Source organism: Marinibaculum pumilum, from assembly GCF_042646425.1.
In the GTDB taxonomy this organism is placed as follows: domain Bacteria; phylum Pseudomonadota; class Alphaproteobacteria; order Ferrovibrionales; family Ferrovibrionaceae; genus Marinibaculum; species Marinibaculum pumilum.
Genome location: NZ_JBHRTR010000029.1, coordinates 77,247 through 100,009, shown reverse-complemented (window position 1 = coordinate 100,009; position 22,763 = coordinate 77,247). Strand labels below are relative to the sequence as shown.

Annotated in this window: 17 protein-coding genes; 11 read left to right on the top strand and 6 right to left on the bottom strand. The window is 70.6% G+C overall.

The genetic code is table 11. From position 1 onward, the window contains the following. Positions 1–135: 135 nt before the first annotated feature. Entirely contained in the window at positions 136–1,038 is a 903-nt protein-coding gene (locus tag ACFOGJ_RS17330) for a CmcJ/NvfI family oxidoreductase (RefSeq protein ID WP_379902764.1), read from the bottom strand. A 211-nt stretch (positions 1,039–1,249) separates the two neighbouring features. Between ACFOGJ_RS17330 and ACFOGJ_RS17325 the strand changes: the two genes are divergently transcribed. The 3 genes from ACFOGJ_RS17325 to ACFOGJ_RS17315 are packed head-to-tail and all read left to right on the top strand — an operon-like array spanning position 1,250 to position 4,429. Continuing rightward, on the top strand, positions 1,250–2,479 hold the full coding sequence (locus ACFOGJ_RS17325) for a diaminopropionate ammonia-lyase (protein ID WP_379902762.1): 1,230 nt from the start codon (positions 1,250–1,252) through the stop codon (positions 2,477–2,479). Continuing rightward, positions 2,476–3,654, top strand: coding sequence for a M24 family metallopeptidase (locus tag ACFOGJ_RS17320; protein ID WP_379902759.1), 1,179 nt, complete (start codon positions 2,476–2,478; stop codon positions 3,652–3,654). Before ACFOGJ_RS17325 ends, ACFOGJ_RS17320 begins: the two co-directional genes overlap by 4 nt. Before the next feature lie 16 nt (positions 3,655–3,670). Beyond that, complete coding sequence (locus ACFOGJ_RS17315; RefSeq protein ID WP_379902757.1) at positions 3,671–4,429, top strand: maleate cis-trans isomerase family protein; 759 nt, start codon at positions 3,671–3,673, stop codon at positions 4,427–4,429. 199 nt (positions 4,430–4,628) lie between these two features. Here the strand turns inward: ACFOGJ_RS17315 and ACFOGJ_RS17310 are convergent, their stop codons facing one another. From ACFOGJ_RS17310 to gltB, 3 genes are read right to left on the bottom strand one after another with little or no spacing between them, the layout of a single operon-like run. After that, positions 4,629–5,066 (bottom strand): hypothetical protein, encoded by a 438-nt coding sequence (locus ACFOGJ_RS17310; protein ID WP_379902755.1) that lies wholly within the window; start codon positions 5,064–5,066, stop codon positions 4,629–4,631. 47 nt (positions 5,067–5,113) lie between these two features. Further along, complete coding sequence (locus ACFOGJ_RS17305) at positions 5,114–6,532, bottom strand: glutamate synthase subunit beta (RefSeq protein WP_379902752.1); 1,419 nt, start codon at positions 6,530–6,532, stop codon at positions 5,114–5,116. A gap of 57 nt (positions 6,533–6,589) precedes the next feature. After that, on the bottom strand, positions 6,590–11,362 hold the full coding sequence (gene gltB, locus ACFOGJ_RS17300) for a glutamate synthase large subunit (protein WP_379902750.1): 4,773 nt from the start codon (positions 11,360–11,362) through the stop codon (positions 6,590–6,592). A gap of 572 nt (positions 11,363–11,934) precedes the next feature. Between gltB and ACFOGJ_RS17295 the strand changes: the two genes are divergently transcribed. From ACFOGJ_RS17295 to ACFOGJ_RS17280, 4 genes are read left to right on the top strand one after another with little or no spacing between them, the layout of a single operon-like run. Next, positions 11,935–12,945, top strand: coding sequence for an NAD(P)H-dependent flavin oxidoreductase (locus tag ACFOGJ_RS17295; RefSeq protein ID WP_379902748.1), 1,011 nt, complete (start codon positions 11,935–11,937; stop codon positions 12,943–12,945). Between the two features lie 10 nt (positions 12,946–12,955). Next, positions 12,956–13,609 (top strand): 2-hydroxychromene-2-carboxylate isomerase, encoded by a 654-nt coding sequence (locus ACFOGJ_RS17290; RefSeq protein ID WP_379902746.1) that lies wholly within the window; start codon positions 12,956–12,958, stop codon positions 13,607–13,609. A gap of 14 nt (positions 13,610–13,623) precedes the next feature. Further along, a complete protein-coding gene (locus ACFOGJ_RS17285) occupies positions 13,624–14,259 on the top strand; it encodes a 2-hydroxychromene-2-carboxylate isomerase (protein ID WP_379902743.1) in 636 nt (211 codons plus the stop codon). 40 nt (positions 14,260–14,299) lie between these two features. Further along, the gene (locus tag ACFOGJ_RS17280; RefSeq protein WP_379902740.1) at positions 14,300–15,835 is read left to right on the top strand and encodes an acetyl-CoA acetyltransferase; all 1,536 of its coding nucleotides are present in this window, start codon (positions 14,300–14,302) and stop codon (positions 15,833–15,835) included. A 60-nt stretch (positions 15,836–15,895) separates the two neighbouring features. On the opposite strand, the gene ACFOGJ_RS17275 is transcribed toward ACFOGJ_RS17280, so the two are convergent. Then, on the bottom strand, positions 15,896–16,768 hold the full coding sequence (locus tag ACFOGJ_RS17275) for a crotonase/enoyl-CoA hydratase family protein (protein WP_379902737.1): 873 nt from the start codon (positions 16,766–16,768) through the stop codon (positions 15,896–15,898). A 166-nt stretch (positions 16,769–16,934) separates the two neighbouring features. Here ACFOGJ_RS17275 and ACFOGJ_RS17270 point away from each other — a divergent pair, with 166 nt between their 5' ends. From ACFOGJ_RS17270 to ACFOGJ_RS17255, 4 genes are read left to right on the top strand one after another with little or no spacing between them, the layout of a single operon-like run. Beyond that, positions 16,935–17,759: a phytanoyl-CoA dioxygenase family protein gene (locus ACFOGJ_RS17270; RefSeq protein WP_379902734.1), complete on the top strand. Its 825-nt coding sequence runs from the start codon at positions 16,935–16,937 to the stop codon at positions 17,757–17,759. Next, positions 17,756–18,580, top strand: coding sequence for a hypothetical protein (locus tag ACFOGJ_RS17265; protein WP_379902731.1), 825 nt, complete (start codon positions 17,756–17,758; stop codon positions 18,578–18,580). The genes ACFOGJ_RS17270 and ACFOGJ_RS17265 overlap by 4 nt, the downstream gene beginning before the upstream one ends. Before the next feature lie 12 nt (positions 18,581–18,592). After that, positions 18,593–20,044 carry an O-linked N-acetylglucosamine transferase family protein gene (locus ACFOGJ_RS17260; protein WP_379902729.1) on the top strand — a complete coding sequence of 484 codons (1,452 nt, stop codon included), beginning with the start codon at positions 18,593–18,595 and terminating at the stop codon, positions 20,042–20,044. Beyond that, the gene (locus tag ACFOGJ_RS17255) at positions 20,041–21,348 is read left to right on the top strand and encodes an MFS transporter (RefSeq protein ID WP_379902727.1); all 1,308 of its coding nucleotides are present in this window, start codon (positions 20,041–20,043) and stop codon (positions 21,346–21,348) included. The genes ACFOGJ_RS17260 and ACFOGJ_RS17255 overlap by 4 nt, the downstream gene beginning before the upstream one ends. Before the next feature lie 6 nt (positions 21,349–21,354). Here the strand turns inward: ACFOGJ_RS17255 and hemN are convergent, their stop codons facing one another. Next, positions 21,355–22,707, bottom strand: a complete 1,353-nt coding sequence (gene hemN / locus ACFOGJ_RS17250) for an oxygen-independent coproporphyrinogen III oxidase (protein ID WP_379902724.1) — start codon at positions 22,705–22,707, stop codon at positions 21,355–21,357. Positions 22,708–22,763 lie beyond the last annotated feature (56 nt).

The following is a 22,763-nucleotide window of genomic DNA, read 5'->3' as shown; positions in this document are numbered from 1 at the left end:
AAGCGCGGCGTCAGCCACAACGAGGCGGAGGCCGCCGATCCGGGGCATCTCGCGGCCGGCTGCGATGTCCTGTTGCACGCGATTCTGGCGCGGGCGGGGATCGCCGCCGGCTGATGGCGGTCCCGCAGCAAGGGATCAGAAGCTCGATCCTTCGTCGAGCCGCACCAGCGCCCGCACCTCGATGCTGCGCCGCGGGGCGGCGCCGGGCCGCGTGTCCGGGTCGTCGAAGGCGGTGTGGGGCACGTAGCGGACCGGCGCGTCCGGGTCGGAATCGTAGGTCTTGATCAGCAGCGCCTCTTCCGGGGTCATGTCCGGCACGTAGAGCCAGCGCTGCCCCGGCGACCAGGTCAGGCTGAAGACCTCGCCCACCCGGTCGCGATAGACCAGGTCGGTCGGCACCAGGTCGGCGGGATCCAGGGAGCCGCCGTCGACGATGGCCAGCGGCGCCATCTCCACCGGCCCGCCGAACGGCCGCCACAGGTTCACGATGCCGAAGCGGCCGCGCAGCCAGTCCGCGGCGCGGTCGGCCGGCAGCAGGTCGCGCACCCGCTGCGGCCCGGACCTGGGCGTGTAGTCGCCATGGGCGCGGCGCACCGGAACGCGGGCGCCGGTCGCGCCGCCGCCCTCGATCCGCACGGTGTGGTCGAAGATCACCACTTCGCTGGCGCCGGTGCGCGCCTTCAGCAGGGCCTCCACCTCCGGGTAGAACCGCGCGCGAACCTCCGCCTCGTCGGTGAAGTCGGCGACCGCGCTGCTGCTGCGCACCAGGGTGAAGCCGTTCTCCGCCAGGGTCAGCTGCTCCGCGATCGGGCGGATGTCCAGGATCTCGACAGTGCGGGGCTCCAGTTCGACGGCATAGCGGACACCGCCATCGTCGCGGCTGAAGCTGCCGATCGGTTCGACATGGATCTGCGGCCTGCCTGGCTGCGGCTTCAGGAAGTTCACCTGCGCCTCCACCGCCGGCAGATGCAGGGAGGGGATCGGGCCGGAATGAATGAGGCTCAGTTCCAGCGAGGCGATATCGGTGCGGTCGAACATCTTGGCCTCCAGTTCCTGCGATGAACCCCTGTCATGAGGCAGGTGGCGGCATCGCGCTTTCGATCTGCAGGAGATGGGAGCGGTGCAGGCCGTCTTCACGCGACAAATCGTCGACCGGTACATGAACGGAAATCATGTCAAAAATGAAAGCGAAGCGGCCGGCCGATTCGGCCCTCGCCCTCGCGTCCTGTCGGAGTAGACTGCTGTCGCGATGATTGTCCTGGAGCATCACCAGCGGCCGGCGGAAACCGGTCCCTGGCCGCAGGAGCTGGATGCGGTCCTGCCGCCGGCCATGCTCGGCACCGCGGCGGCCGAGATTGCCGCCTGGCCGGGATACGCCCCCACCCGGTTGCGGAGCCTCGACGTCCTGGCGGGCCAGCTCGGCATCGCGCAGCTTCTCTACAAGGACGAAAGCGGCCGCCTCGGCCTGGGCAGTTTCAAGGCGCTGGGCGGCGCCTATGCCGTGCTCTGCCTGGCCGCGGAACGGGTCGCGGCGGCGACGGGGCAGCAGCCGCCGCTGGCGGAGATCCGTGCCGGCGACCATGCGGCGCTGCTGGCCGGGCTGACGGTGGCCACCGCCACCGACGGCAATCACGGCCGCTCCGTGGCCTGGGGCGCCCGCCTCGCCGGCTGCCGCTGCCGGGTCTACATCCATGCCGGGGTCAGCGCCGGCCGGCAGGCCGCGCTGGAGGCGCTGGGCGCGGAGGTCCGGCGGATCGACGGGGACTACGATGCCTCGGTCCGGCTCTGCGCGGCGGAGGCGGCGGCGGAGGGCCTGTTCGTCGTCTCCGACACCTCCTATGACGGCTATGGCGACCTGCCGCGGCAGGTGATGGCCGGCTACAGTGTGATGGCGGCGGAGGTGCTCGATCAGGTCGGCGGTCATGGCGCCGCAGGCAGCGCCGCCCTGCCCACCCATGTCTTCGTCCAGGCCGGGGTCGGCGGCCTGGCCGCTGCCGTCTGCGCGCAGATGTGGCAGCGCCTGGGTGCGGCGCGCCCGCGCTTCGTGATCGTGGAACCGGCCCGCGCCGCCTGCCTGATGGCGACCGCGCGTGCCGGCCGGCCGACGGCGGTGTCGCTGCAGGAGGAAACGGTGATGGCGGGATTGTCCTGCGGCGAGATCTCGCCGATCGCCTGGACCATCCTCGACCGCGGTGCCACCGACTACCTGACGATCGGCGAGGACGACGTGGCCCCGATCATGCGGCTGCTGGCCTCCGGTGCCGCAGGCGGCGGCACGATCACCGCGGGTGAGTCCGCGGTGTCCGGCCTGATCGGCCTGCTGGGTGTCGCCGCGGATCCGGATCTGCGGCGCGCGGTCGGCCTGACCACCGGCAGCCGGGTCCTGGTCTTCGGCAGCGAGGGCGCCACCGACCCGCAGATCTATGCCAGCATGGTCGGTCATCCGCCGCCCGGCGAAGGCGCGCCGGACGGCGCATGATCCAGGCGGGCATGACCGGATCGGCGCCCGACAGGGGCCTGCCGGCCGGCGAATGCGCCGCCCGCTGCACCCGTGCCCAGGCCCTGATGGCGGCGGCGGGGCTGGACCTGATCCTGCTGACCACCGAGCCGGAGGTCCGCTACTTCTCCGGCTTCCTGACCCCGTTCTGGCAGAGCCCGACCCGCCCCTGGTTCCTGCTGCTGCCGGCAGACGGCAGGCCCGTCGCGGTGGTCCCGCGGATCGGCGCCGTCGCGATGGCGGCGACCTGGGTCACCGATATCCGCACATGGCCTTCGCCCCGGCCGCAGGACGAGGGGATCTCGCTGCTGGCCGATACGGTCCGCGACCTTGCCGGGACAACGCCGATGCTGGGCGTCAGCCAGGGGCCGGAGAGCCATCTGCGCCTGCCGCTGACCGACTGGAACCGGCTGCTGGCGGGACTGCCGGGTGCGGTCCTGCGGGATGCCACGCCGATCCTGCGGCAGCTGCGGATGGTGAAGTCGCCGGCGGAAATCGCGAAGATCGCCCATGTCTGCGACCTGGTCTCCGAAGTGTTCGAGGGGATGCCCGCCTGGCTGCGGCCGGGCATGAGCGATATCGAGGTCTTCCGCCGCTTCCGCATCGCCTGCCTGGAGGCCGGCGCCGACGACGTGCCCTACCTGGTCGGCGGCGCGGGTCCGGGCGGCTATGGCGACATCATCTCGCCGCCGCAGGGCCGGCCGCTCGCCCCCGGCGACGTCCTGGTGCTGGACACCGGCGCCACCTTCGACGGCTATTTCTGCGACTTCGACCGTAACTACGCGTTGGGACCCGCCGACGATGCGGCGCGCGACGGCTATCGCCTGCTGCACGCGGCGACCGAGGCCGGTTTCGCGGCCGCTCGGCCCGGCAACACCTGCGCCGACCTGTTCGCGGCGATGCAGGCGGTGCTGGGCAGGGCGGACGGCGATGTCGGCCGCATGGGCCATGGCCTGGGGATGCAGCTCACCGAATGGCCGTCCCACACCGCGGACGACGAGACGGTGCTGCAGCCCGGCATGGTGATCACCCTGGAGCCCAGCCTGGACCTGGCTCCCGGCCGGATGATGGTGCATGAGGAGAACCTGGTGATCGAGGCGGCTGGGACGCGCTGGCTGACCCGCCGCGCGCCGGCGGAACTGCCGGTCATCGACTGAGGGGCGGGAGGGGCTGGTGCGCCTGGACTACGAGCTGGACGAGGGCGCCGAGCGCGACGCCGCCTTCGGCTTCGTGATCCTCCAGGTCGACGAGACCCTGGAGGCGGACCTGCGCCGCCTGCTGCCGGATCCGGGCCTGCGCCTCTATCACAGCCGGATCCCCTCCGCGCCGGAGGTGACGGTGGAGACCCTGCCGCGCATGGCCGCCGATCTGACCCGGGCCGCTGCGCTGCTGCCCGCCCATGCCGGGCTGGACGCGATCGGCTATGCCTGCACCTCCGCCGCCACGGTGATGGGGGAGGGGCGGGTGTCGGAGCTGGTCGCCGCCGCGCATCCCGGCGTGCCGGTGACCAACCCGCTGACGGCGGTGAAGGCCGCCTGCCGGGCGCTGGGTGTCACCCGGCTGGGGCTGGTCAGCCCCTACGAACCGGTCGTGTCCCAGGCCCTGCGCGATGCGCTGGAAGCGGCCGGTATCGCGGTCAGCGCCTTCGGCTGTTTCGAGCAGAAGGAGGAGCGGCTCGTCGCCCGCATCAGCCCGGATTCGATCCTCGACGCCCTGCTCGCCATCGGCGGCCGCGACTCCCAGGCGGTGTTCGCCGCCTGCACCAACCTGCGCGCGGTGGAGGTGCTGGCGGAGGCGGAGCGGATGCTGGGCAAGCCGGTCCTGGCCAGCAACCAGGTCATGGCCTGGCACCTGCTGCGCCTGGCCGGCCTCGACGCGCCGCTGGGGACGGGCGGGGCGCTGTCGGATGCGGGTCTGGCCGACGCGGACTGAGGGCGCCGCACAGCGACGTAGCCGTCGTCCTCGGGCTTGACCCGCGGATCGTGGCAGGGCCGCGAAGTCGCGCAGCGTCTTTGTCCCGTCACGGCCCTCGGCTCGGGGGCCGAGGGCGACGGCGCCGGGAAAGGCACGTCGAGAAGACGTGTGAATGCCGTATGGTCGAGCCCGAGGGCGACGGTGATCGTATCGGAACCTACCGCTTCGACCCGGCCACGGCGCCGTTGGTGAAGCACTTTCCGGCGGCGCCCAGGTCCAGCGCGTCGCGGTCGAGCCAGCCGTCGGGGCCGGCTCTCGCGGACATCTGCAGATAGCTGACCCATTGCGGGGTCTTGCCGCTCTCGTCCAGGCAGAGGCAGTGCGACTTGTCGCCGGCGACCGGCCAGCGGAAGCGCAGGTTGTAGCCGGGAAAGACCACGTCGGTCTGGCAGGTGCCGGGGTTCGCAGGCTGCTGGTTTGGCGCCTGCACCTGCGGCTGTGCGCCGTCGGGCCGACAGTCGACCGCGACCCTGGCCTGCTGGTGATTGGCGGTGGAACAGATCTGCGCGTAGGGCAGGAACCAGGGGGCATCGGCTGCCGCCGCCGGCGCGGCGAGCGCGGCGGTCACCAGCAGGACAGACATGTGCAGCTTCATCGGTTGCCTCCCGCCGGCCGGGCAGCCCGGCCGGCTGGCGGGACCCGTCAGCGCGGCAGCAGGGTCTCGCCCATCAGGAACTTGTCGACCGCATGGGCGCATTGCCGGCCTTCGCGGATCGCCCAGACCACCAGCGACTGGCCGCGTCGCATGTCGCCGGCCGCGAACACCTTCGGCATCGACGTCGCATAGCCCTCGGTGTCGGCACGGACATTGCCGCGGGCATCCAGGTCGACGCCCAGATCCTCGATCATGCCCTCCGCCACCGGATGCACGAAACCCATCGCCAGCAGCACCAGTTCCGCGTCCAGGGTGAACTCGCTGCCCGGGATCTCTTTCATGTCGTCGTCCAGGCGGATGCCCTTCAGGCGCTTGACCTTGCCACCCTCGCCCTCCAGCGCGACGGTCTTCACCGCGAAGTCGCGCTGCGCGCCTTCCGCCTGCGATGACGAGGTGCGCATCTTCATCGGCCAGTTCGGCCAGGTCATGCCCTTGTTCTCGCGCTGCGGCGGCATCGGCATGATCTCCAGCTGCGTGACCGAGGTCGCGCCCTGGCGGAACGAGGTGCCGATGCAGTCCGACCCGGTATCGCCGCCGCCGATCACCACGACGGGCTTGCCGGCGGCGCTGAGTTCCTTCACGTCGCCAAGCGGCTCGCGCCCGACCCGGCGGTTCTGCTGGGTCAGGAAGTCCATGGCGAAATGCACGCCGTCCAATTCCCGGCCCGGGACCGGCAGGTCGCGCGGCTTTTCCGAGCCGCCGGCCAGCACCACCGCGTCATAGCTGTCCAGCAGGGTCTGGACGGCCAGGTTGCGGCCGACTTCCACCCGCGGCTTGAAGCGCACGCCCTCGGTCTGCATCTGCGCGATCCGGCGGTCGATCAGATGCTTCTCCATCTTGAAGTCGGGGATGCCGTAGCGCAGCAGGCCGCCGATCTTGGCGTTCTTCTCGTACACCGTGACATCGTGGCCGGCCCGCGCCAGCTGCTGCGCGGCCGCCAGGCCTGCCGGTCCGGAACCCACCACCGCCACCCGCTTGCCGGTCTTGTGGGCGGGCACTTCGGGTGCCACCCAGCCATGTTCCCAGGCCTTGTCGGCGATCGAGCATTCGATCGTCTTGATGGTCACCGGGGTGTCGGTGATGTTCAGGGTGCAGGCCGCCTCGCAGGGCGCCGGGCAGATCCGGCCCGTCACCTCCGGGAAGTTGTTGGTGGAATGCAGCACGTCCGCCGCCTCCCGCCAGCGGCCGCGATACACCAGGTCGTTCCAGTCCGGGATGATGTTGTTCACCGGACAGCCGGTATGACAGTAGGGCACGCCGCAATCCATGCAGCGCGCGCCCTGCTCCGCCACCTTCTCGTCGGGAAGCGGTACGACGAATTCGCGGAAGTTCTTGGTCCGCTTCTCCACCGGCAGGTAGGTGCGGTCCTGCCGCTCGATCTCCATGAAACCCGTTGGCTTGCCCATCGGAAGCAGCCTCTTCTACATTCTGGTCTGACTGGGGTCGGGGTCTGCCGCTGCGGCCTACTCGCCGGCGGCGACCACCGGCTCGGCCGCCTCGGCCTGCAGTTCGCGCAGCGCCCGGCGATAGTCCTTCGGCATCACCTTCACGAATTTCGGCAGGTAGGTGTCGAATTCGTCCAGGATCATCCGCGCCCGCCGGCTGCCGGTATAGTGCAGATGGTTCTCCAGCAGCCGCCGGATCCGCGCCGCGTCCTGGCCCAGCATGTCGACCATCGCCGGTGCCAGGTCCTGCGGCCCGCGGCTGGCCTTGCCCAGCCAGGTGGAGCCGGGGTCCACATCCTCCAGGTCGACCATCGCCTGGTTGCAGCGCATGGCGAAGCTGCCGTCGGTGTCCAGCACATAGGCGACGCCGCCGGACATGCCGGCCGCGAAGTTCGCGCCGGTCGGTCCGATCACCACCACGGTGCCGCCGGTCATGTACTCGCAGCCATGGTCGCCGACACCCTCGATCACCGCCGCGGCGCCGGAATTGCGCACGGCGAACCGTTCGCCGGCGACGCCCCGGAAATAGCATTCGCCGGAGATCGCCCCGTACAGCACGGTATTGCCGACCACGATCGCCTCTTCCGGCACGATCCGGCTCTGCGCCATCGGATAGATCGCCAGGATGCCGCCGGACAGGCCCTTGCCGACATAGTCGTTGGCATCGCCGGCCAGCTCCAGGGTCACGCCCTTGGCGACCCAGGCACCGAAGCTCTGCCCGGCGGTGCCGGTCAGCTTCACGTGGATACTATGGTCGGGCAGGCCGGCATGGCCGTAGCGCTTCGCCACCTCGCCCGACAGCATCGCGCCCGCGGTGCGGTCGACATTGGTGATACCGCGCTCGATCGTCACCGGGGTGCCGTCCTCCAGCGCCGGCTTCGCCTGGGCGATCAGGTCGCGGTCCAGGATGTCGTAAATATGGTGCTCCTGGCGCTCGCTGTTGTGGGTGGCGACGCCGGGCCGGTCCTCCGGACGGTGGAAGATCTTCGAGAAGTCCAGGCCCTGCGCCTTCCACAGGCTCAATGCCCGCTTCTTGTCCAGGCAGTCGGAGCGGCCGATCATCTCGTCGAAGCGCCGGAAGCCCAGCTCCGCCATGTACTTGCGCACCTCTTCCGCGACGAAGAAGAAGTAGTTCACGACATGCTCGGGCTGGCCGGTGAACTTCTTCCGCAGCTCCGGGTCCTGGGTAGCGATGCCGACCGGGCAGGTGTTCAGGTGGCACTTGCGCATCATGATGCAGCCGGCGGCGATCAGCGGCGCGGTGGCGAAGCCGAACTCGTCGGCGCCCAGCAGCGCGCCGACCACGACGTCGCGGCCGGTGCGCAGGCCGCCATCGACCTGCACCGCGATGCGGCCGCGCAGGCGGTTCAGCACCAGGGTCTGGTGCGTCTCCGCCAGGCCGATCTCCCACGGCGAGCCGGCATGCTTGATCGAGGTCAGCGGGCTGGCGCCGGTGCCGCCCTCGAAGCCGGCGATGGTGACATGGTCCGCCCGCGCCTTGGAGACGCCGGCCGCGACCGTGCCCACGCCGACCTCCGACACCAGCTTCACGCTGACATCGGCGTCCGGGTTCACGTTCTTCAGGTCGAAGATCAGCTGCGCCAGGTCCTCGATCGAATAGATGTCGTGGTGCGGCGGCGGCGAGATCAGACCGACGCCGGGGGTCGAGTGCCGCACCTTGGCGATCACCTTGTCGACCTTGTGGCCGGGCAGCTGACCGCCCTCGCCGGGCTTGGCGCCCTGCGCGATCTTGATCTGCATCATGTCGGAATTGACCAGGTATTCCGTCGTGACGCCGAACCGGCCGGAGGCGACCTGCTTGATCGCCGACCGCATGGAATCGCCGTTGGGCATCGGCTTGAAGCGCTCCGGCTCCTCGCCGCCCTCGCCGGTGTTCGACTTGCCGCCGATCCGGTTCATCGCGATCGCCAGGGTGGTATGCGCCTCGCGGCTGATCGAGCCGAAGGACATCGCGCCGGTGGAGAACCGCTTCACGATCTCCGCCGCGGGCTCGACCTCGTCCAGCGGCACCGGCTCGCGCCGGCCGCGGATCTCGAACAGGCCGCGCGGGGTCAGCAGCTTCTCCGCCCGCTCGTTGATCATCGCCGCGAAGGCGTCGTACTGCTCCTGGCTGTTGCCGCGCACCGCGTGCTGCAGCGCGCCGACCGTCTCGTAGGTCCAGGCATGCGCCTCGCCGCGGATGCGCTGGGCATATTCGCCGCCGGCATCCAGCATGGTGCGGTAGATCGGCGCCTCGGAATAGGCCAGCCGGTGGCGGGTGACGCTTTCCTCCGCCACCTCCTTGATGCCCACTCCCTCGATCCGGGTATGGGTGCCGGTGAAGTACTTCTGCACGAAGCCCGACGCCAGGCCGACGGCGTCGAAGATCTGCGCGCCGCAATAGGACTGGTAGGTGGAGATGCCCATCTTGGACATCACCTTCAGGATCCCCTTGCCCACCGCCTTGACGTAGTTGGCATGGGCCTGGGCCTCGTTCAGCCCGTCCTTCAGCTCGCCCTGGTGCAGCATGTCGGAGATCGTCTGGAACGCCAGGTAGGGGTTCACCGCCTCCGCGCCATAGCCGGCCAGGACGCAGAAGTGATGCACCTCGCGCGCCTCGCCGGTCTCCACCACCAGGCCGACCTGGGTGCGCTGGCCGGTGCGGATCAGGTGATGGTGCACCGCGGCCGTCGCCAGCAGCGCCGGCAGCGGCACCCGGTCGGCATCCACCGTGCGGTCCGACAGGATGATGATGTTGTCGCCGGCCTTCACCGCCTCCTCGGCGGCGGTGCAGAGGCGGCGGATCGCCTTCGCCATCGCCGTCTCCGCCCGGGCGGCGGGATAGGTGATGTCCAGGGTGACGGCGCGGAACTGGTTGTCGGAGATGTCGCTGATATAGCGGATCTTCTCCAGATCCTCGTTGGTGAGGATCGGCTGCCGCACCTCCAGCCGCTTCAGGCTGTCCCATTCCTTAAGGTCGAGCAGGTTCGGCCGCGGCCCGATCAGGGAGACCAGCGACATCACCAACTCCTCACGGATCGGGTCGATCGCGGGGTTGGTGACCTGGGCGAAGCACTGCTTGAAATAGGAGTAGAGCAGCTTCGGCCGGTCCGACAGGGCGGAGATCGGGATGTCGTTGCCCATCGAGCCGATCGGCTCCTGCCCGTCCATCGCCATCGGGCCCAGGATGAACTTCAGGTCTTCCTGCGTGTAGCCGAACACCTGCTGCCGGTCGAGCAGGGTGGCATGGTTGGGCGCCATCGGCGGCAGGGCCGGCGGCAGGTCCTCCAGCACGATCTGCGTGCGGTCCAGCCATTCCTGGTAGGGATGCGCCTGCGCCAGCTCGCGCTTGACCTCCGCATCGTCGATGATGCGGCCTTCTTCCAGGTCGATCAGCAGCATGCGCCCGGGCTGCAGGCGCCACTTCTGCACGATCCGCTCCTCCGGGATCGGCAGCACGCCCATCTCGGAGGCCAGGATCACCTTGTCGTCGTCGGTGACCAGGTAGCGCGCCGGCCGCAGGCCGTTGCGATCCAGGGTGGCGCCGATCTGGCGGCCGTCGGAGAAGGCGATCGCCGCCGGCCCGTCCCAGGGCTCCATCAGCGCCGCGTGATGCTCGTAGAAGGCGCGCCGCTCCGGATCCATCAGCGGGTTGCCCGCCCAGGCCTCCGGGATCATCAGCATCATCGCATGGGCCAGCGAATAGCCGCCGGCGACCAGCAGCTCCAGCGCATTGTCGAAGCAGGCGGAGTCGGACTGGCCGGGGCCGATCAGCGGCCAGAGCTTCGGCAGGTCGTCGCCCAGGATCTCCGACGTCATCGCCTGCGCGCGTGCGGCCATCCAGTTGACGTTGCCGCGCACGGTGTTGATCTCGCCGTTGTGGCAGATCATCCGGAACGGCTGCGCCAGGTTCCAGGTCGGGAAGGTGTTGGTGGAGAAGCGCTGGTGCACCAGCGCCAGGGCGCTGACGCAGCGCTCGTCTTCCAGGTCGGGGTAGAACGGCCCCACCTGGTCGGCCAGCACCAGCCCCTTGTAGATGATCGTCCGCGACGAGAAGGAGGGGACGTAATAGCCCTCGGTATCGCCGCCGATGTCGCGGATCGCGTTGGCGACCTGCTTGCGGATCACGAAAAGCTTGCGCTCGAAGGCGTCCTGGTCGGCGCAGTTCGCGCCGCGGCCGACGAACACCTGCCGGATCACCGGCACCGTCGGCTTCACGCTCTCGCCCACGATCTCCGGCCGGGTCGGCACGTCGCGCCAGCCCAGGCAGCGCTGGCCCTCCTCGGCGATCTTGCGCTCGATCAGCCGCTCGCATTCCACCCGGGCCACCGCATGGCGCGGCAGGAACAGCATGCCGACGCCATATTCCCCCACCGGCGGCAGGTCGATGTGCAGCTCGGCACAGGCATCGCGCAGCAGGGCATCGGGGATCTGCAGCAGGATGCCGGAGCCGTCGCCGGCATCCGGATCCGCGCCCACCGCGCCGCGATGGGTCAGGTTCTTCAGGATCTCCAGCCCTTCGACGACGATGTCGTGGCTCTTGGCATTCTTGATGTGGCAGACGAAGCCGATGCCGCAATTGTCGCGCTCGAGCGTGGGGTCGTAGAGCCCCTGAGCCGGCGGCAAGCCGTAGGCGCCGGCCGGCACGGCCGTGCCGGTTTTCCTGCCGCTGCCATTGCGCCCGGTGTCCGCCGCCCGGTCCTGCCGGAGGGTGTCCTGGTTCGCCTCAGCCGCCCCAACGCGCTCGATTCCGTCGAACTCGATTTCGGGCAGCGGGTGTGTCGTCGTCATGGATCTCTCGTTCATGGCGTTCCACATCAGCCGCAATGTCAGGTTGCCGCGACACGTCCATCCGCAGCGTCGGCGGTCGTGTCGGGCATGTCGTTCTTTGCCGTCCTGCCGCTCCCGTCCGTCGCCGACGGGCCCGTCCATCACCGACAGGGTCCAGTCCGGCACCGATTTCGGTTGGAGCGGCCGGTTTTGCCGGGCGCGCGCGGTCTGTGCCGGTACGCCCCTACGCCGGCGCAGACGCGTAGACCCGCGCCGCGGCCGGCAACCCCCGGTCCCTGGCCCCCAGATGTTGGCCCTGTTTCCGCTCAAACCCGCGGGCACAGCCGGACGAAATTACCGAAAGCGAGCCCCCGTGGCAAATGTCCACGGTGTCGCAACCCCGCCGCGCGGCTGCCGGAAGCGATGCAGCGCAGCGGCGCCGGGGCGTTTAGCAGTTAGCGCCGCCGACTGCAAAGGCAAGCGCCGCGGGCCGCCATCCGCTCCGGGTCGGACAGCGGGGGGCTTGCCCCGCCGGCGCCGCGGCGGTTAGCTGCGTCCCGGCCGATGGCGGACGACGCGGAGGGGAGAGCGCGATGCTGGCGACACGGATCACGGAACTGCTGGGGATCGAGCATCCCATCGTCCAGGGTGGCATGCAGTGGGTCGGGCGGGCGGAACTGGCCTCTGCGGTCTCCAATGCCGGGGCGCTGGGCATCCTGACCGGCCTGACCCAGCCGACGCCGGAAGCGCTGGCCAAGGAGATCGCGCGCTGCCGGGAGATGACCGACAGGCCGTTCGGGGTGAACCTGACGATCCTGCCGACCCTGAAGCCGGTCCCCTATGACGAATATGCCGCAGCGATCGTGGATTCGGGGGTGAAAATCGTCGAGACGGCGGGCCGCAACCCGGAACCCTACCTGCCGATGTTCAAGGCGAACGGGGTGAAGGTGCTGCACAAATGCACCTCCGTCCGTCATGCCATGAAGGCGGAGGCGATCGGCTGCGACGCAGTCTCCATCGACGGCTTCGAATGCGCCGGCCATCCCGGCGAGGACGACGTGCCCGGCCTGATCCTGATCCCGGCGGCGGCCGACAAGCTGACGATTCCGATGATCGCCTCCGGCGGCTTCGGCGATGCGCGCGGTCTGGTCGCAGCCCTGGCCCTGGGCGCCGACGGCATCAACATGGGCACCCGCTTCATGGCGACCGAAGAGGCGCCGATCCACCGCAACGTCAAGGACGCCCTGGTGGCTGGCGGCGAGCGCGACACCTCGCTGATCTTCCGCCCCCTGCGCAACACCGCGCGGATCTACCGCAACAAGGTGGCGGAGGAGATCCGCGGCATCGAGGATGCGAAGCTCGATGCCGGCGAGAAGGTGACCATCGACGACCTGATGCACCTGGTGTCCGGGGAACGCGGCCGGAAGGTCTATGAGGAAGGCGATATCGACTTCGGCATCTGGTCCGCCGGCCAGATCACCGGCCTGATCCACGACGTGCCCAGCTGCGCGGACCTGGTGCACCGGATCGTGGCGGAGGCGGAGGCGATCATCGACGCCCGCCTGGCCGGCCTGCGCCGGCCGGCGGCCCGGGCGGCCGAGTAGGCCGCGGTCGATGGCCGGGATCGAGTATTTCTACAGCGCGCATTCGGTCTTCGCCTATATCGGCGCCGCCCGGTTCCACCGGATCGCCGCGGCGGCCGGCCGTACCGTCCGGCACCGGCCGATCGACCTGAACCGCCTGCTGCGCGGTATCGGCGGGGCTCCCTTCGCCGGGCGCAGCCCCGGCCATATGCGCTATTTCTTCGGCCGCGAGATCGCCCGCTGGGCGCAGGAACGGGATGCGCCGGTCTGTGGCCATGTGCCGGCCGGCCATGACGCCGACATGGCTCTGCCGAACGGCCTGCTGATCGCGGTACAGGCAGAAGGCGGCCCGGTCGACGCGCTGTCGCAGTCGATCCTGCAGGCGCATTGGCGCGACGATACCGACATCACGGACCCGGACGCCCTGGCACCGCTGCTCGCCGCCCTCGGCCTGGCGCCGGCGCCGCTGCTGCAGGCGGCGCGCTCCGCGGCGGTGCGGGCGGCCTACGACGCCAATATCGAAGAGGCGGTGGCAAGGTCGGTCTTCGGCTCGCCCACCTACATCGTGGACGGCGACATGTTCTACGGCCAGGACCGGCTGGAGATGGTGGAGAAGGCGCTGCAGGCGCCCTATCCGGGACGGACGTTCGGCGGGCCGGTGCACGCGGCGGCCGAAGCGAACTGACGGGAGGCGGACCCTTGGCCGAGATCGAGTATTTCTACAGCGCGCATTCCGCCTTCGCCTATCTGGGTTCGGCCCGCTTCCTGGAGATCGCGCAGGCGGCCGGGCGGAGGATCCATCACCGCCCGATGGACCTGGACCAGCTGATGGTGCGGATCGGCGCGGTGCCGATGGCGGAGCGCGGCCCGGTGCGCCGCGGTTATTTCTTCGGCCGCGAGATCGAGCGCTGGTCGGAGGAACGCAACGCCCCGGTCACCGCCACCCTCCCGGCCGGCCATCGCAAGGACCAGACCCTGCCCAATGCGGTGCTGATCGCGGCGCTGCAGGCGGGCCGGAATGTCGATGCCCTGGCCCATGCCATGCTGCAGGCGCATTGGCGCGACGATGTCGACCTGACCGAGCCCGGCAACCTGGAACCGCTGATCCGCGGCGCCGGCCTGGACCCGGCGGCGCTGCTGGCCGCGGCCGGGACCGATGCCGTGCTGGCCAAATATCGTGCCAATACCGACGAGGCGGTGGAGCGTGGCGTGTTCGGCGCGCCGACCTATTTCGTGGACGGCGACATGTTCTACGGCCAGGACCGGCTGGAGCAGGTGGAGAAGGCCCTGCGCAAGCCGTATCGCAAGGGATTCTATGGCGGCGGCGGCCGCTGAAGCCGGCAACGGGAACAGGACGAGGGGAGGGGAAAGAGGAATGGACACCGCGCGCATCCCGGTGCTGGTCGGCTGCGGCCAGGTCAGCCGCCACGATCCGGATCCGGCGACGGCTTCGGCGCCGATCGACCTGATCGCGGAGGCGGCGCGTGCCGCCGCCGCCGATACCGGCGCCGGCGCGGCGATGCTGCAGGCGCTGGACACCATCGTGGTGATCCGCTCCTTCGCCGATACCAGCTGGCGTTTCGCCTGCCCCTTCGGCTCCTATGCCAACCCGCCGAAATCGCTGGCGGCGCGGCTGGGCGCCGATACGGCGAGGCGGCAGATCTACACCTGGCCCGGGGGCAACATGCCGCAATGGTGCCTGAACCGGCTGTCGGAGATGGTGACCCGCGGCGAGCTGGGCGCCGCGCTGATCGCCGGCGGCGAGGCGCTGGCCACCCAGAAGGCGGCGCAGCGGGCCGGCCTGCAGCTGGACTGGAGCGAGAATCCGGGCGGCGAACCGGAGATGTGGGGCGTCTCCACCCGCGGCTGGAACGAGGTCGAGGACCGCCACCGCATGGCGGGCGCAATCTACGCCTATCCGCTGATCGAGACCGCGATCCGCGGCGCCCGGGCCGAGGACCTGGAAACCCACCAGGCGGCGATGGGCCGACTGTTCGCCCGCTTCGCCGCCGTCGCCGCGGCGAACCCGCTGGCCGACCGCCGCGATGGCTTCGACGCCGCGACCATCGCCACGCCGGGACCGGGCAATCCCTATATCGTCTCGCCCTATACCCGGCTGATGAACGCCAATGCCTTCATCGACCAGTCGGCGGCGCTGATCCTGACCTCTGTGGCGGTCGCCGACCGGCTCGAGGTGCCGCAGGACCGCCGGGTCTACCTGCATGGCTGCGCGGACGCCTATGACAGCTGGTATCTCAGCGACCGCAGGGCGTTTCACCGCTCGCCCGCAATGGGCGTGGTGGCGCGGGAGGCGATGGCGATGGCGGGGACGGAGATGGCCGACATGGCGGCACTGGACCTCTATTCCTGCTTCCCCTCGGCGGTGGAGATCGCCTGCGCGGAGATGGGCATCGACCCCGACGACCCGCGCGGCCTGACGGTGACCGGCGGCCTGCCCTATTTCGGCGGGCCGGGGAACAACTACGTCACCCATTCGATCGCGGAGATGATGAACCGGGTCCGCCAGATGCCGGGCGCGAAGGGCCTGGTCACCGCCAACGGCAACTACATCACCAAGCATTCCGCCGGGATCTATTCCACCGAGCCGCCGCAAAAGCCCTTCGCGCCGATAGATCCGAAGAGTTACCAGGCGGAGGTGGACGCGGTGACGGGCCCCGCGATCGCGGAGGCCCCCGAAGGGCCGGCGGAGATCGAGACCTATGCCGTCGTCCACGACCGCAAGGGCCCGTCCTTCGCCATCCTCTATGCCCGCCTGCCCGACGGCCGCCGCTTCATCGCCAACACGCCGGAGGACCCGGCGCTGCTCGCCGACATGGTGGAACGCGACTATCTGAGGGCGCCAGGGCGGGCCAGCTCGGCGGAGGGGCTGAACACCTTCACCCCCGACTGAACGGTCTCGAGGGCGCCGGGTGGGCTGACATCGGAATCGGCCCGTCCCGGCGCGCGGTCGTTATTCGAACTCGCGTTCTTTCCACCAGGGGAAGAAGTCGGGCATGTCGTTGGCCGCGCTCATGGTGAATTCCGGCTTGCGCTTCTCCAGGAAGGACTGCACGCCTTCATAGGCGTCGGCGGAGCGGCCGCGCTGGAAGATGCCGCGGGAATCGATCTTGTGCGCCTCCATCGGATGGTCGGCGCCCAGCATCCGCCACAGCATCTGCCGCGACAGGGCGACGGAGACCGGCGCGGTGTTCTCCGCGATCTCGGCGGCGATCTCGCGCGCCCGGGGCAGCAGCGCGTCGGGGGCGCAGAGTTCGCGCACCAGGCCGCCCTCCAGCGCCTCCTGCGCGGGAAAGACCTTGCCGGAATAGACCCATTCCAGGGCGCGGGAGATGCCGACGACCCGCGGCAGGAACCAGCTGGAGCAGGCCTCCGGCACCACGCCGCGGCGGGTGAAGACGAAGCCGAAGCGCGCCTCGGTGGAGGCGAGCCGGATGTCCATCGGCAGCTGCATGGTGACGCCGACCCCGACCGCCGGGCCGTTCACCGCGGCGATCACCGGCTTGCGGCTCTCGAAGATCCGCAAGCTGACCTTGCCGCCGCCGTCGCGCCAGTGCTGGCCCTGCGGGCTTTCCCGGTCCTCGCGCGCGTCCATGTCGAAGGTCTTGCCGCCGGCGGACAGGTCGGCGCCGGCGCAGAAGGCACGGCCGGCGCCGGTCACGATCACCACCCGGACGTCGTCGTCCGCATCCGCCGCGTCGAACGCCGCGATCAGCTCCTGCAGCATGGTCTCGGTGAAGGCGTTCAGCTTCTCCGGCCGGTTCAGGGTGATGGTGGCGATGCGATCCTCCACCTCGTAGAGGATCTGGCTGAACGGCTGCGGCATCTCGGATGCTCCTCCCTTTCTGCATTGCTGGTCTGCGGCGGCATTTCGTCCGGCGGGGCGCCGGCCGCTTGCCTGCCGGGTGCCGGTGACTGTATGTCGCCAGGAACGGGTCCGCCACAGCCGGGATCGCCTGCGGGCCCATGTCTTCGGGGGAGGAGTGCATTCCGTGCCGGCCCAGGCGCCCGAACAGGCGGCAGCGCCCGCCCATCCCTTCCAGCGGCCGATCCCGGTCAGCGGCGATTACGGCCGCGACGGGGTGGTGGCGCTGCATGGCGTCGCCGATCCTGCCCGCCTGCTGCTGCTGCGGGAACGGGCCGTGGCGATGTTCGACCTATTCGACAGCCTGACGGAAAGCCAGCTTGCCGCGCTGGACTCCGGCGACTACCGCTTTCACGGCGCGCTGCCCTATCGCCGCATCGATGCCGGCTTCGACATCCTCAACGCCCTGCATCCGGGCCTGGTGCCGCTGGTCACCGCCCTGCTGGGCAGCGAGAAGGCGGCGCTGCGGAACTGCATCGTCCGCCGCATGCAGCCGCAGCGGACGGAGACCCGTGCCTCCTTCCACCAGGACCTGCAGTTCCTGTGGCCGCACGACCTGCCGATGGCGACGGTCTGGATCCCGCTGGACCCGCTGGACGGCAGCCGGCCGGGCCTGCAGGTTTTGCCGCGGCGGCTGAGCGCATTGGCCGGACCCAGCCGCACGCAGCGCCAGAAGGACGACCCGGCCTTCACCGACTATGCCGAGGGCGGGCCGGGCGAGGCCTTCGACCTGCCGATCGCCCTGGACGAGGAAGCGGTCGCCGCGCTGGCGCCCGGGGTGGAGCTGTGGGAGCCGCATCTGGCGTGCGGCGACGTCCTGGTCTTCGACGGGCTGACGGTGCATCGCAGCGCCCTGCGGCCGGACATGGCGCATGCCCGGATCAGCGTGGAACTCCGCCTCTCGGTGCCGCCGCCGGGACTTGATCCCGCCGCGGGGGAGGCGAAGGCGTGAGCGGCAATGCGGTCTCGGAGGGCGCGGCGCCGTCCGCCCCGTCGGCGGGCGGCGGGACCGTGCGCGAAGGCGATCTCGAACGGCTGGGGATCGTGCTGTTGCGCGGGGCGGCCGAGCCGGCCGGCCTGCAGGCGATCCTGGCCCGCGCACAGCAGGTCTTCGCCATGCTGGAAGGGCTGTCGAAGGCGGAACTGCAGGCCCGCGGCGCGGGCGAGTTCCTCTTTCACGGCGCCCTCAACCTGGCGGCGGTCGATCCGGAGATGGAGATCCTCAAGGCGCTGCATCCGGGCATCCTGCCAGCGGTCACCGCCTTCCTGGGGGGCGGCGGATTCGGCTTCCGCAACAACATCGTGCGGCGGATCTATCCCGCCCGGCCGGAGGCCAGTTCCTCCTTCCATCAGGACCTGCAGTTCCTGAAGCCCTATACCGGGCGGATGGCGACGATCTGGGTGCCGCTGCAGCCCTGCGACGGCAGCCGGCCGGGGCTGGACATCCTGCCGGTACGGCTGGACCGGCTGGCCGGCGCCAGCATCGGCGACTATCTGGGCGATTCCCCGGTCTTCCAGCCCTATGTCGACCGCGGTCCCGGCGTCGCCCATGACAGCGCCGTCGCCCTGGACGACGCGGCGGTGGCGCGGGCCGCCGGCGGCCGGCCGCTCTGGCGGCCGCAGCTGCAGGTCGGCGACGTGCTGGTGTTCGACGGCTATACCATTCACCGCAGCGGCATGGCGCCCGGGATGCAGCAGCCCCGGACCAGCATCGAACTGCGCTGCGTACCCACCGACGCGCCGGCAGCGCCGGCGCCGCAGAACGGCATCTAGCAGGGGGAAGGCATGAGCGAGGCAGGCGTCGCGGCCTTCCAGGCGGGCCGCTGGGTGGAGGCGATCGTGGCCTTCCGCGATGCGGTACAGGCCGATCCGCAGGACCATTGGTCGCGGCTGAATCTCGCCCGCGCCTGCTTCAACCTGAAGGATTTCGTGACCTGCAACCGGGTGCTGCGGGACCTGGTGGCGGCCGGTCCGGTGGCCGAAATCCGCTTTCCCGCCCTGGAGATGCAGGCCTATGTGGCGCCCTTCGACCCGGCGATGGACAATGCGGCGCTGCTGCAGCTGTCGCGCGACTGGGCGACCGTGCTGCGCAGCCGGGCTGGGGACCTGTTGCCGCCACCGCCGGCACCGGCGGTGCGGGAGCGCCTGACAATCGGCTTCCTCTGCGCCTATTTCGGGGCGCCGATCGACTACCTGCCGGTCGGCCTGCTCGACCGGGCCGGCTTCCGGGTGATCGGCTATGGCGCGGCGCGCAAGCCCGTCCCGCAGCTGCAGAGCATGCCGCGCTTCGACCTGTACCGCGACCTGTCCGGCCTGGACGACCGCGCCGCGGCGGAGCGGATCCGGGCTGACGGGGTCGACATCCTGGTCGACCTGGGCGGCCAGGGCTGGGGGCAGCGCAACGGCATCGCGCTGCACCGGCCGGCGCCCGTCTCTGTCGGCTGGAGCAACCGGCTCTACCCGGCCAGCGGCGCGCTGATCGACTGGCTGCTGGCCGATTGGGTGACGATGCCGGTGGGCGCGGAACGGGCCGAGGAGGTCCGGGTCTGGCGCATGTCGGAGCCGGTGCTGCCCTGCAACCACCTGCAGAAGCCGCCGCCGCCGGGCCATCCCGCGGCAGATGCGCCGATCACCTTCGGCACCGTGGCCTCGCCGTTCAAGCTGAACGGCGCGACCCTGTCGCTCTGGGCGGCGGCGATGCGGGGCGTGCCGGGCAGCCGCTTCCTCTATGCGATGGAGACGATGTCCGGCGACCAGGCGCAGCATGTCGCCCGCCTGTTCCGCGATGCCGGGATCGGGCCGGACCGGGTGGAACTGCGGGCGCTGGAGCCCAACACCCTGCCGCTAGCGATCAACGATGTCGATGTCGTGCTGGACACGCAGCCCTTCACCGCGAACTTCACGACCTGGCAGGCGGCGGCGCAGGGCGTGCCGATGGTGAGCCTGCGGGGGACGCGCTATTCCGGCCGCATGGCCGCCGCTGTGCTGACCGCGCTGGGGCGGGTCGACTGGGTGGCGGAAACCCCGGAGCAGTTCGTCGACATTGCGGTGGCGATGGCCGGCCAGGCCCGCGCCGCCGCCGGGCAGCGGGCGGCCCGGGCGGAGCGTGCCCGTACCGCACGGATGGCCGATCCGGCCCATGCCGCCCGCGTCCTGGGCCGGGCACTGCAGGGCATCTGGACCGAAGAGGTGGCGCGGCGCGCCGACCCGGCCGATCCCGGCGCGGCGGCGGCGTGACCACCGGCGGCGCGCCCGCAGGACGGCCTTCGGACGCGGCGGAGGGAAGTCCCCGGCCGCCGATTCCGCTGCGCGCCTGGGCGACCTATTTCCTGTGCACCAGCGCCTTCGCCTATGCCTTCTTCCAGCGGGTCCTGCCGTCGGTCATCGTCGAGGACCTGATGACCGCCTTCGCGGTCGGCGGCGCGCTGCTGGGCAACCTGTCGGCGATCTACTTCTACACCTATGCGGCGCTGCAGATCCCGATCGGCGTTCTGACCGACCGGCTGGGCGCGCGGCTGATCCTGACGGTGGCGCTGGTGATCGCCGCCGGCGGCTCCGTCCTGCTGGGCATGGCGGAAGCGGTGGAGGAGGCCTATCTGGGCCGCGCCCTGGTCGGCATCGGCTGCTCCGTCGCCTTCGTCTCCACCCTGAAGCTGGTCACCGTCTGGTTCCCGGCGAACTATTTCGCCTCCCTCTCCGGCGGGCTGATGCTGTTCGGCATGGCCGGCGGCATGGGCGGCCAGGCGCCGCTGGCCTATCTGCTGCAGTTCATCACCTGGCGGGAGGCGCTGCTGGGCGCGGGCGTCGCCGCCGTGCTGATCGCCGCCCTGGTCTGGCTGGTGGTGCGCGACCGGCCGGCGGATGCCGCCAGCACCGGGCGCGGCCGGCAGACCGTGCCGCTGGGCCCGGCCCTGCTGCATGTCGCGCGCAGCGGCCAGGTCTGGCTGTCCGCTGCGGTGGCCGGCGCGATGGCGGGGCCGATGCTGGCCTTCGCCGGGCTCTGGGGCGTGCCCTATCTGGAGGCCGAATACGGCCTCAGCCGCAGCGCGGCGGCGGGCACCGCCTCGCTGATGCTGCTCGGTGTCGCCGCCGGCGGTCTGGTGGGGGGCGCCATCTCCGACCGGATCGGCCGGCGCAAGCTGCCGCTCTATACCGCCACCATCGTCTTCGCGGCCGCCCTGGGGCTGCTCCTGCTGCCGGGCATGTCGCACCTTCTGGCCGCGGTGCTGATCGCGGTCGCCGGCTTCGCCTGCGGCGTGTCGGTGCTGTGCTACGCCCTGGCGACGGAGCAGCTGACCCCGGACTATGCCGGCGCCTGCAACGGGGTGGTGAACATGGCGACGGTGGGGTCGGGCGCCCTGATGCAGCCGCTGATCGGCTTCCTGCTGGATCTCCAGGTGCCGGCGGGGGTAGGCGCGCCGGTGTTCACGGCAGCCATGTTCCGGGAGGCCTTCATCGCCTTCCCCGTCAGCGCCGTGGCGGCCTTCCTGCTGGTCCTGACGGTGCGGGAGACCTGGTGCCGGCCGGCGGCGTCAGGCTGATACGGCTCACACCGCCCGGCTGTGGCGGCCGGCGGCGGCGGCCAGGTGGCTGTCGAAGGCCGCGGCGACATTGCGCACCAGGAAACGGGCCTCCGGCGGGATGCTGATGCGGTCGCCCTGCAGACGCACCACGCCGTCGGCCTGCAGGGCGGGCAGGCGGTCGGCCGCGCGCAGCAGGGTGTCGGCCCGGGTGCCATGGGCCCGGCAGACCTGACCCAGGTCGACCTCGAAATCGCACATCAGCCGCTCGATCACCACCGCGCGGCAGCGATCCTCGCGGCTGATCCGGATGCCGCGGGCGGTGGCCGGCAGGCCGGCGCCGATGCGCCGGGCATAGCGGCCGCGGACCGGGTCGTTCTGCACATAGCCCTGCGGCAGGCGGCCGATCGCCGAGGGCCCGAAGCCCAGCAGGGCGTCGGCATCGTCGGTGGTATAGCCCTGGAAGTTGCGCCGCAGCAGGCCGGCCTCGTGGGCGCGCGCCATCGGGTCGGCGGGCAGGGCGAAATGATCCATGCCGATGCGGCGATACCCGGCCTCCTGCAGCACCGCGGCGATCGCCTCGGCCTGGGCATGGCGGACCGGGCCGTCGGGCAGGTCCGCGCTCCGGATCTTCTGCTGGTGTTTCTTGAAGCCCGGCACATGGGCATAGCCGAAGACGGAGAAACGGCTGGGTTGCAGCGGCAGGCAGGCACGGACCGTCTCGACGCAGGCGGCAACGGTCTGTTGCGGCAGCCCGTAGAGCAGGTCGACATTGAGCGCGGTCACGCCGGCGGCCCACAGCCGATCAGCCGCGATGACGGTCTGCGCCACGCTCTGCCGCCGGTTGATCGCGGCCTGGACCGCAGGATCGAAGCATTGCACGCCCAGGCTGGCGCGCGTGACGCCAGCAGCGCCCAGCACGCCCGCCATCTCCTTTGAAAGGCTGCGGGGATCGATCTCAATGGCGATCTCGGCCTTGTCCGCCAGATCGAAACGGGTGCGCAGCAGATCGACGAACCACTTGAACTCGTCCGCGGGCAGGATCGTCGGCGTGCCGCCGCCGAAATGCACATGCTGTACCGCGAGCCGGCGGGGCAGGCGGTCGGCAATCAGCGCGACCTCGCCGCGCAGCTGGTACAGGAAGTCCAGCACCGGCCCGTCGCGTCGGGCCACCGTGGTGTTGCAGCCGCAATACCAGCACATCGCCCGGCAGAACGGCACGTGGAAGTAGAGCGAGCCTGTCAGCCCCTCCTCCAGTTCCTCCAGCCATTCGGCATAGTCGCGGTAGCCGATCGCGGCGCTGAAATGCGGCGCGGTCGGATAGCTGGTATAGCGCGGCAGCCGCTCGTCGCCATAGCGGGCCGCAAGGTCGGTGCGCATCACGGCTTGCTCCTGCTGGATTCCCGATGACGGCAGGATGACAGCCCTTGCGGCGA

Bases quoted from the DNA above. Each gene is read 5' to 3' on its own strand.
- ACFOGJ_RS17290 (WP_379902746.1), top strand. From the start codon at position 12,956: ATGGCCGGGATCGAGTATTTCTACAGCGCGCATTCGGTCTTCGCCTAT.
- gltB (WP_379902750.1), bottom strand. From the start codon at position 11,362: ATGACGACGACACACCCGCTGCCCGAAATCGAGTTCGACGGAATCGAG.
- ACFOGJ_RS17320 (WP_379902759.1), top strand. From the start codon at position 2,476: ATGATCCAGGCGGGCATGACCGGATCGGCGCCCGACAGGGGCCTGCCG.
- ACFOGJ_RS17305 (WP_379902752.1), bottom strand. From the start codon at position 6,532: ATGGGCAAGCCAACGGGTTTCATGGAGATCGAGCGGCAGGACCGCACC.
- ACFOGJ_RS17275 (WP_379902737.1), bottom strand. From the start codon at position 16,768: ATGCCGCAGCCGTTCAGCCAGATCCTCTACGAGGTGGAGGATCGCATC.
- hemN (WP_379902724.1), bottom strand. From the start codon at position 22,707: ATGCGCACCGACCTTGCGGCCCGCTATGGCGACGAGCGGCTGCCGCGC.
- ACFOGJ_RS17330 (WP_379902764.1), bottom strand. From the start codon at position 1,038: ATGTTCGACCGCACCGATATCGCCTCGCTGGAACTGAGCCTCATTCAT.
- ACFOGJ_RS17260 (WP_379902729.1), top strand. From the start codon at position 18,593: ATGAGCGAGGCAGGCGTCGCGGCCTTCCAGGCGGGCCGCTGGGTGGAG.
- ACFOGJ_RS17280 (WP_379902740.1), top strand. From the start codon at position 14,300: ATGGACACCGCGCGCATCCCGGTGCTGGTCGGCTGCGGCCAGGTCAGC.
- ACFOGJ_RS17325 (WP_379902762.1), top strand. From the start codon at position 1,250: ATGATTGTCCTGGAGCATCACCAGCGGCCGGCGGAAACCGGTCCCTGG.
- ACFOGJ_RS17310 (WP_379902755.1), bottom strand. From the start codon at position 5,066: ATGAAGCTGCACATGTCTGTCCTGCTGGTGACCGCCGCGCTCGCCGCG.
- ACFOGJ_RS17295 (WP_379902748.1), top strand. From the start codon at position 11,935: ATGCTGGCGACACGGATCACGGAACTGCTGGGGATCGAGCATCCCATC.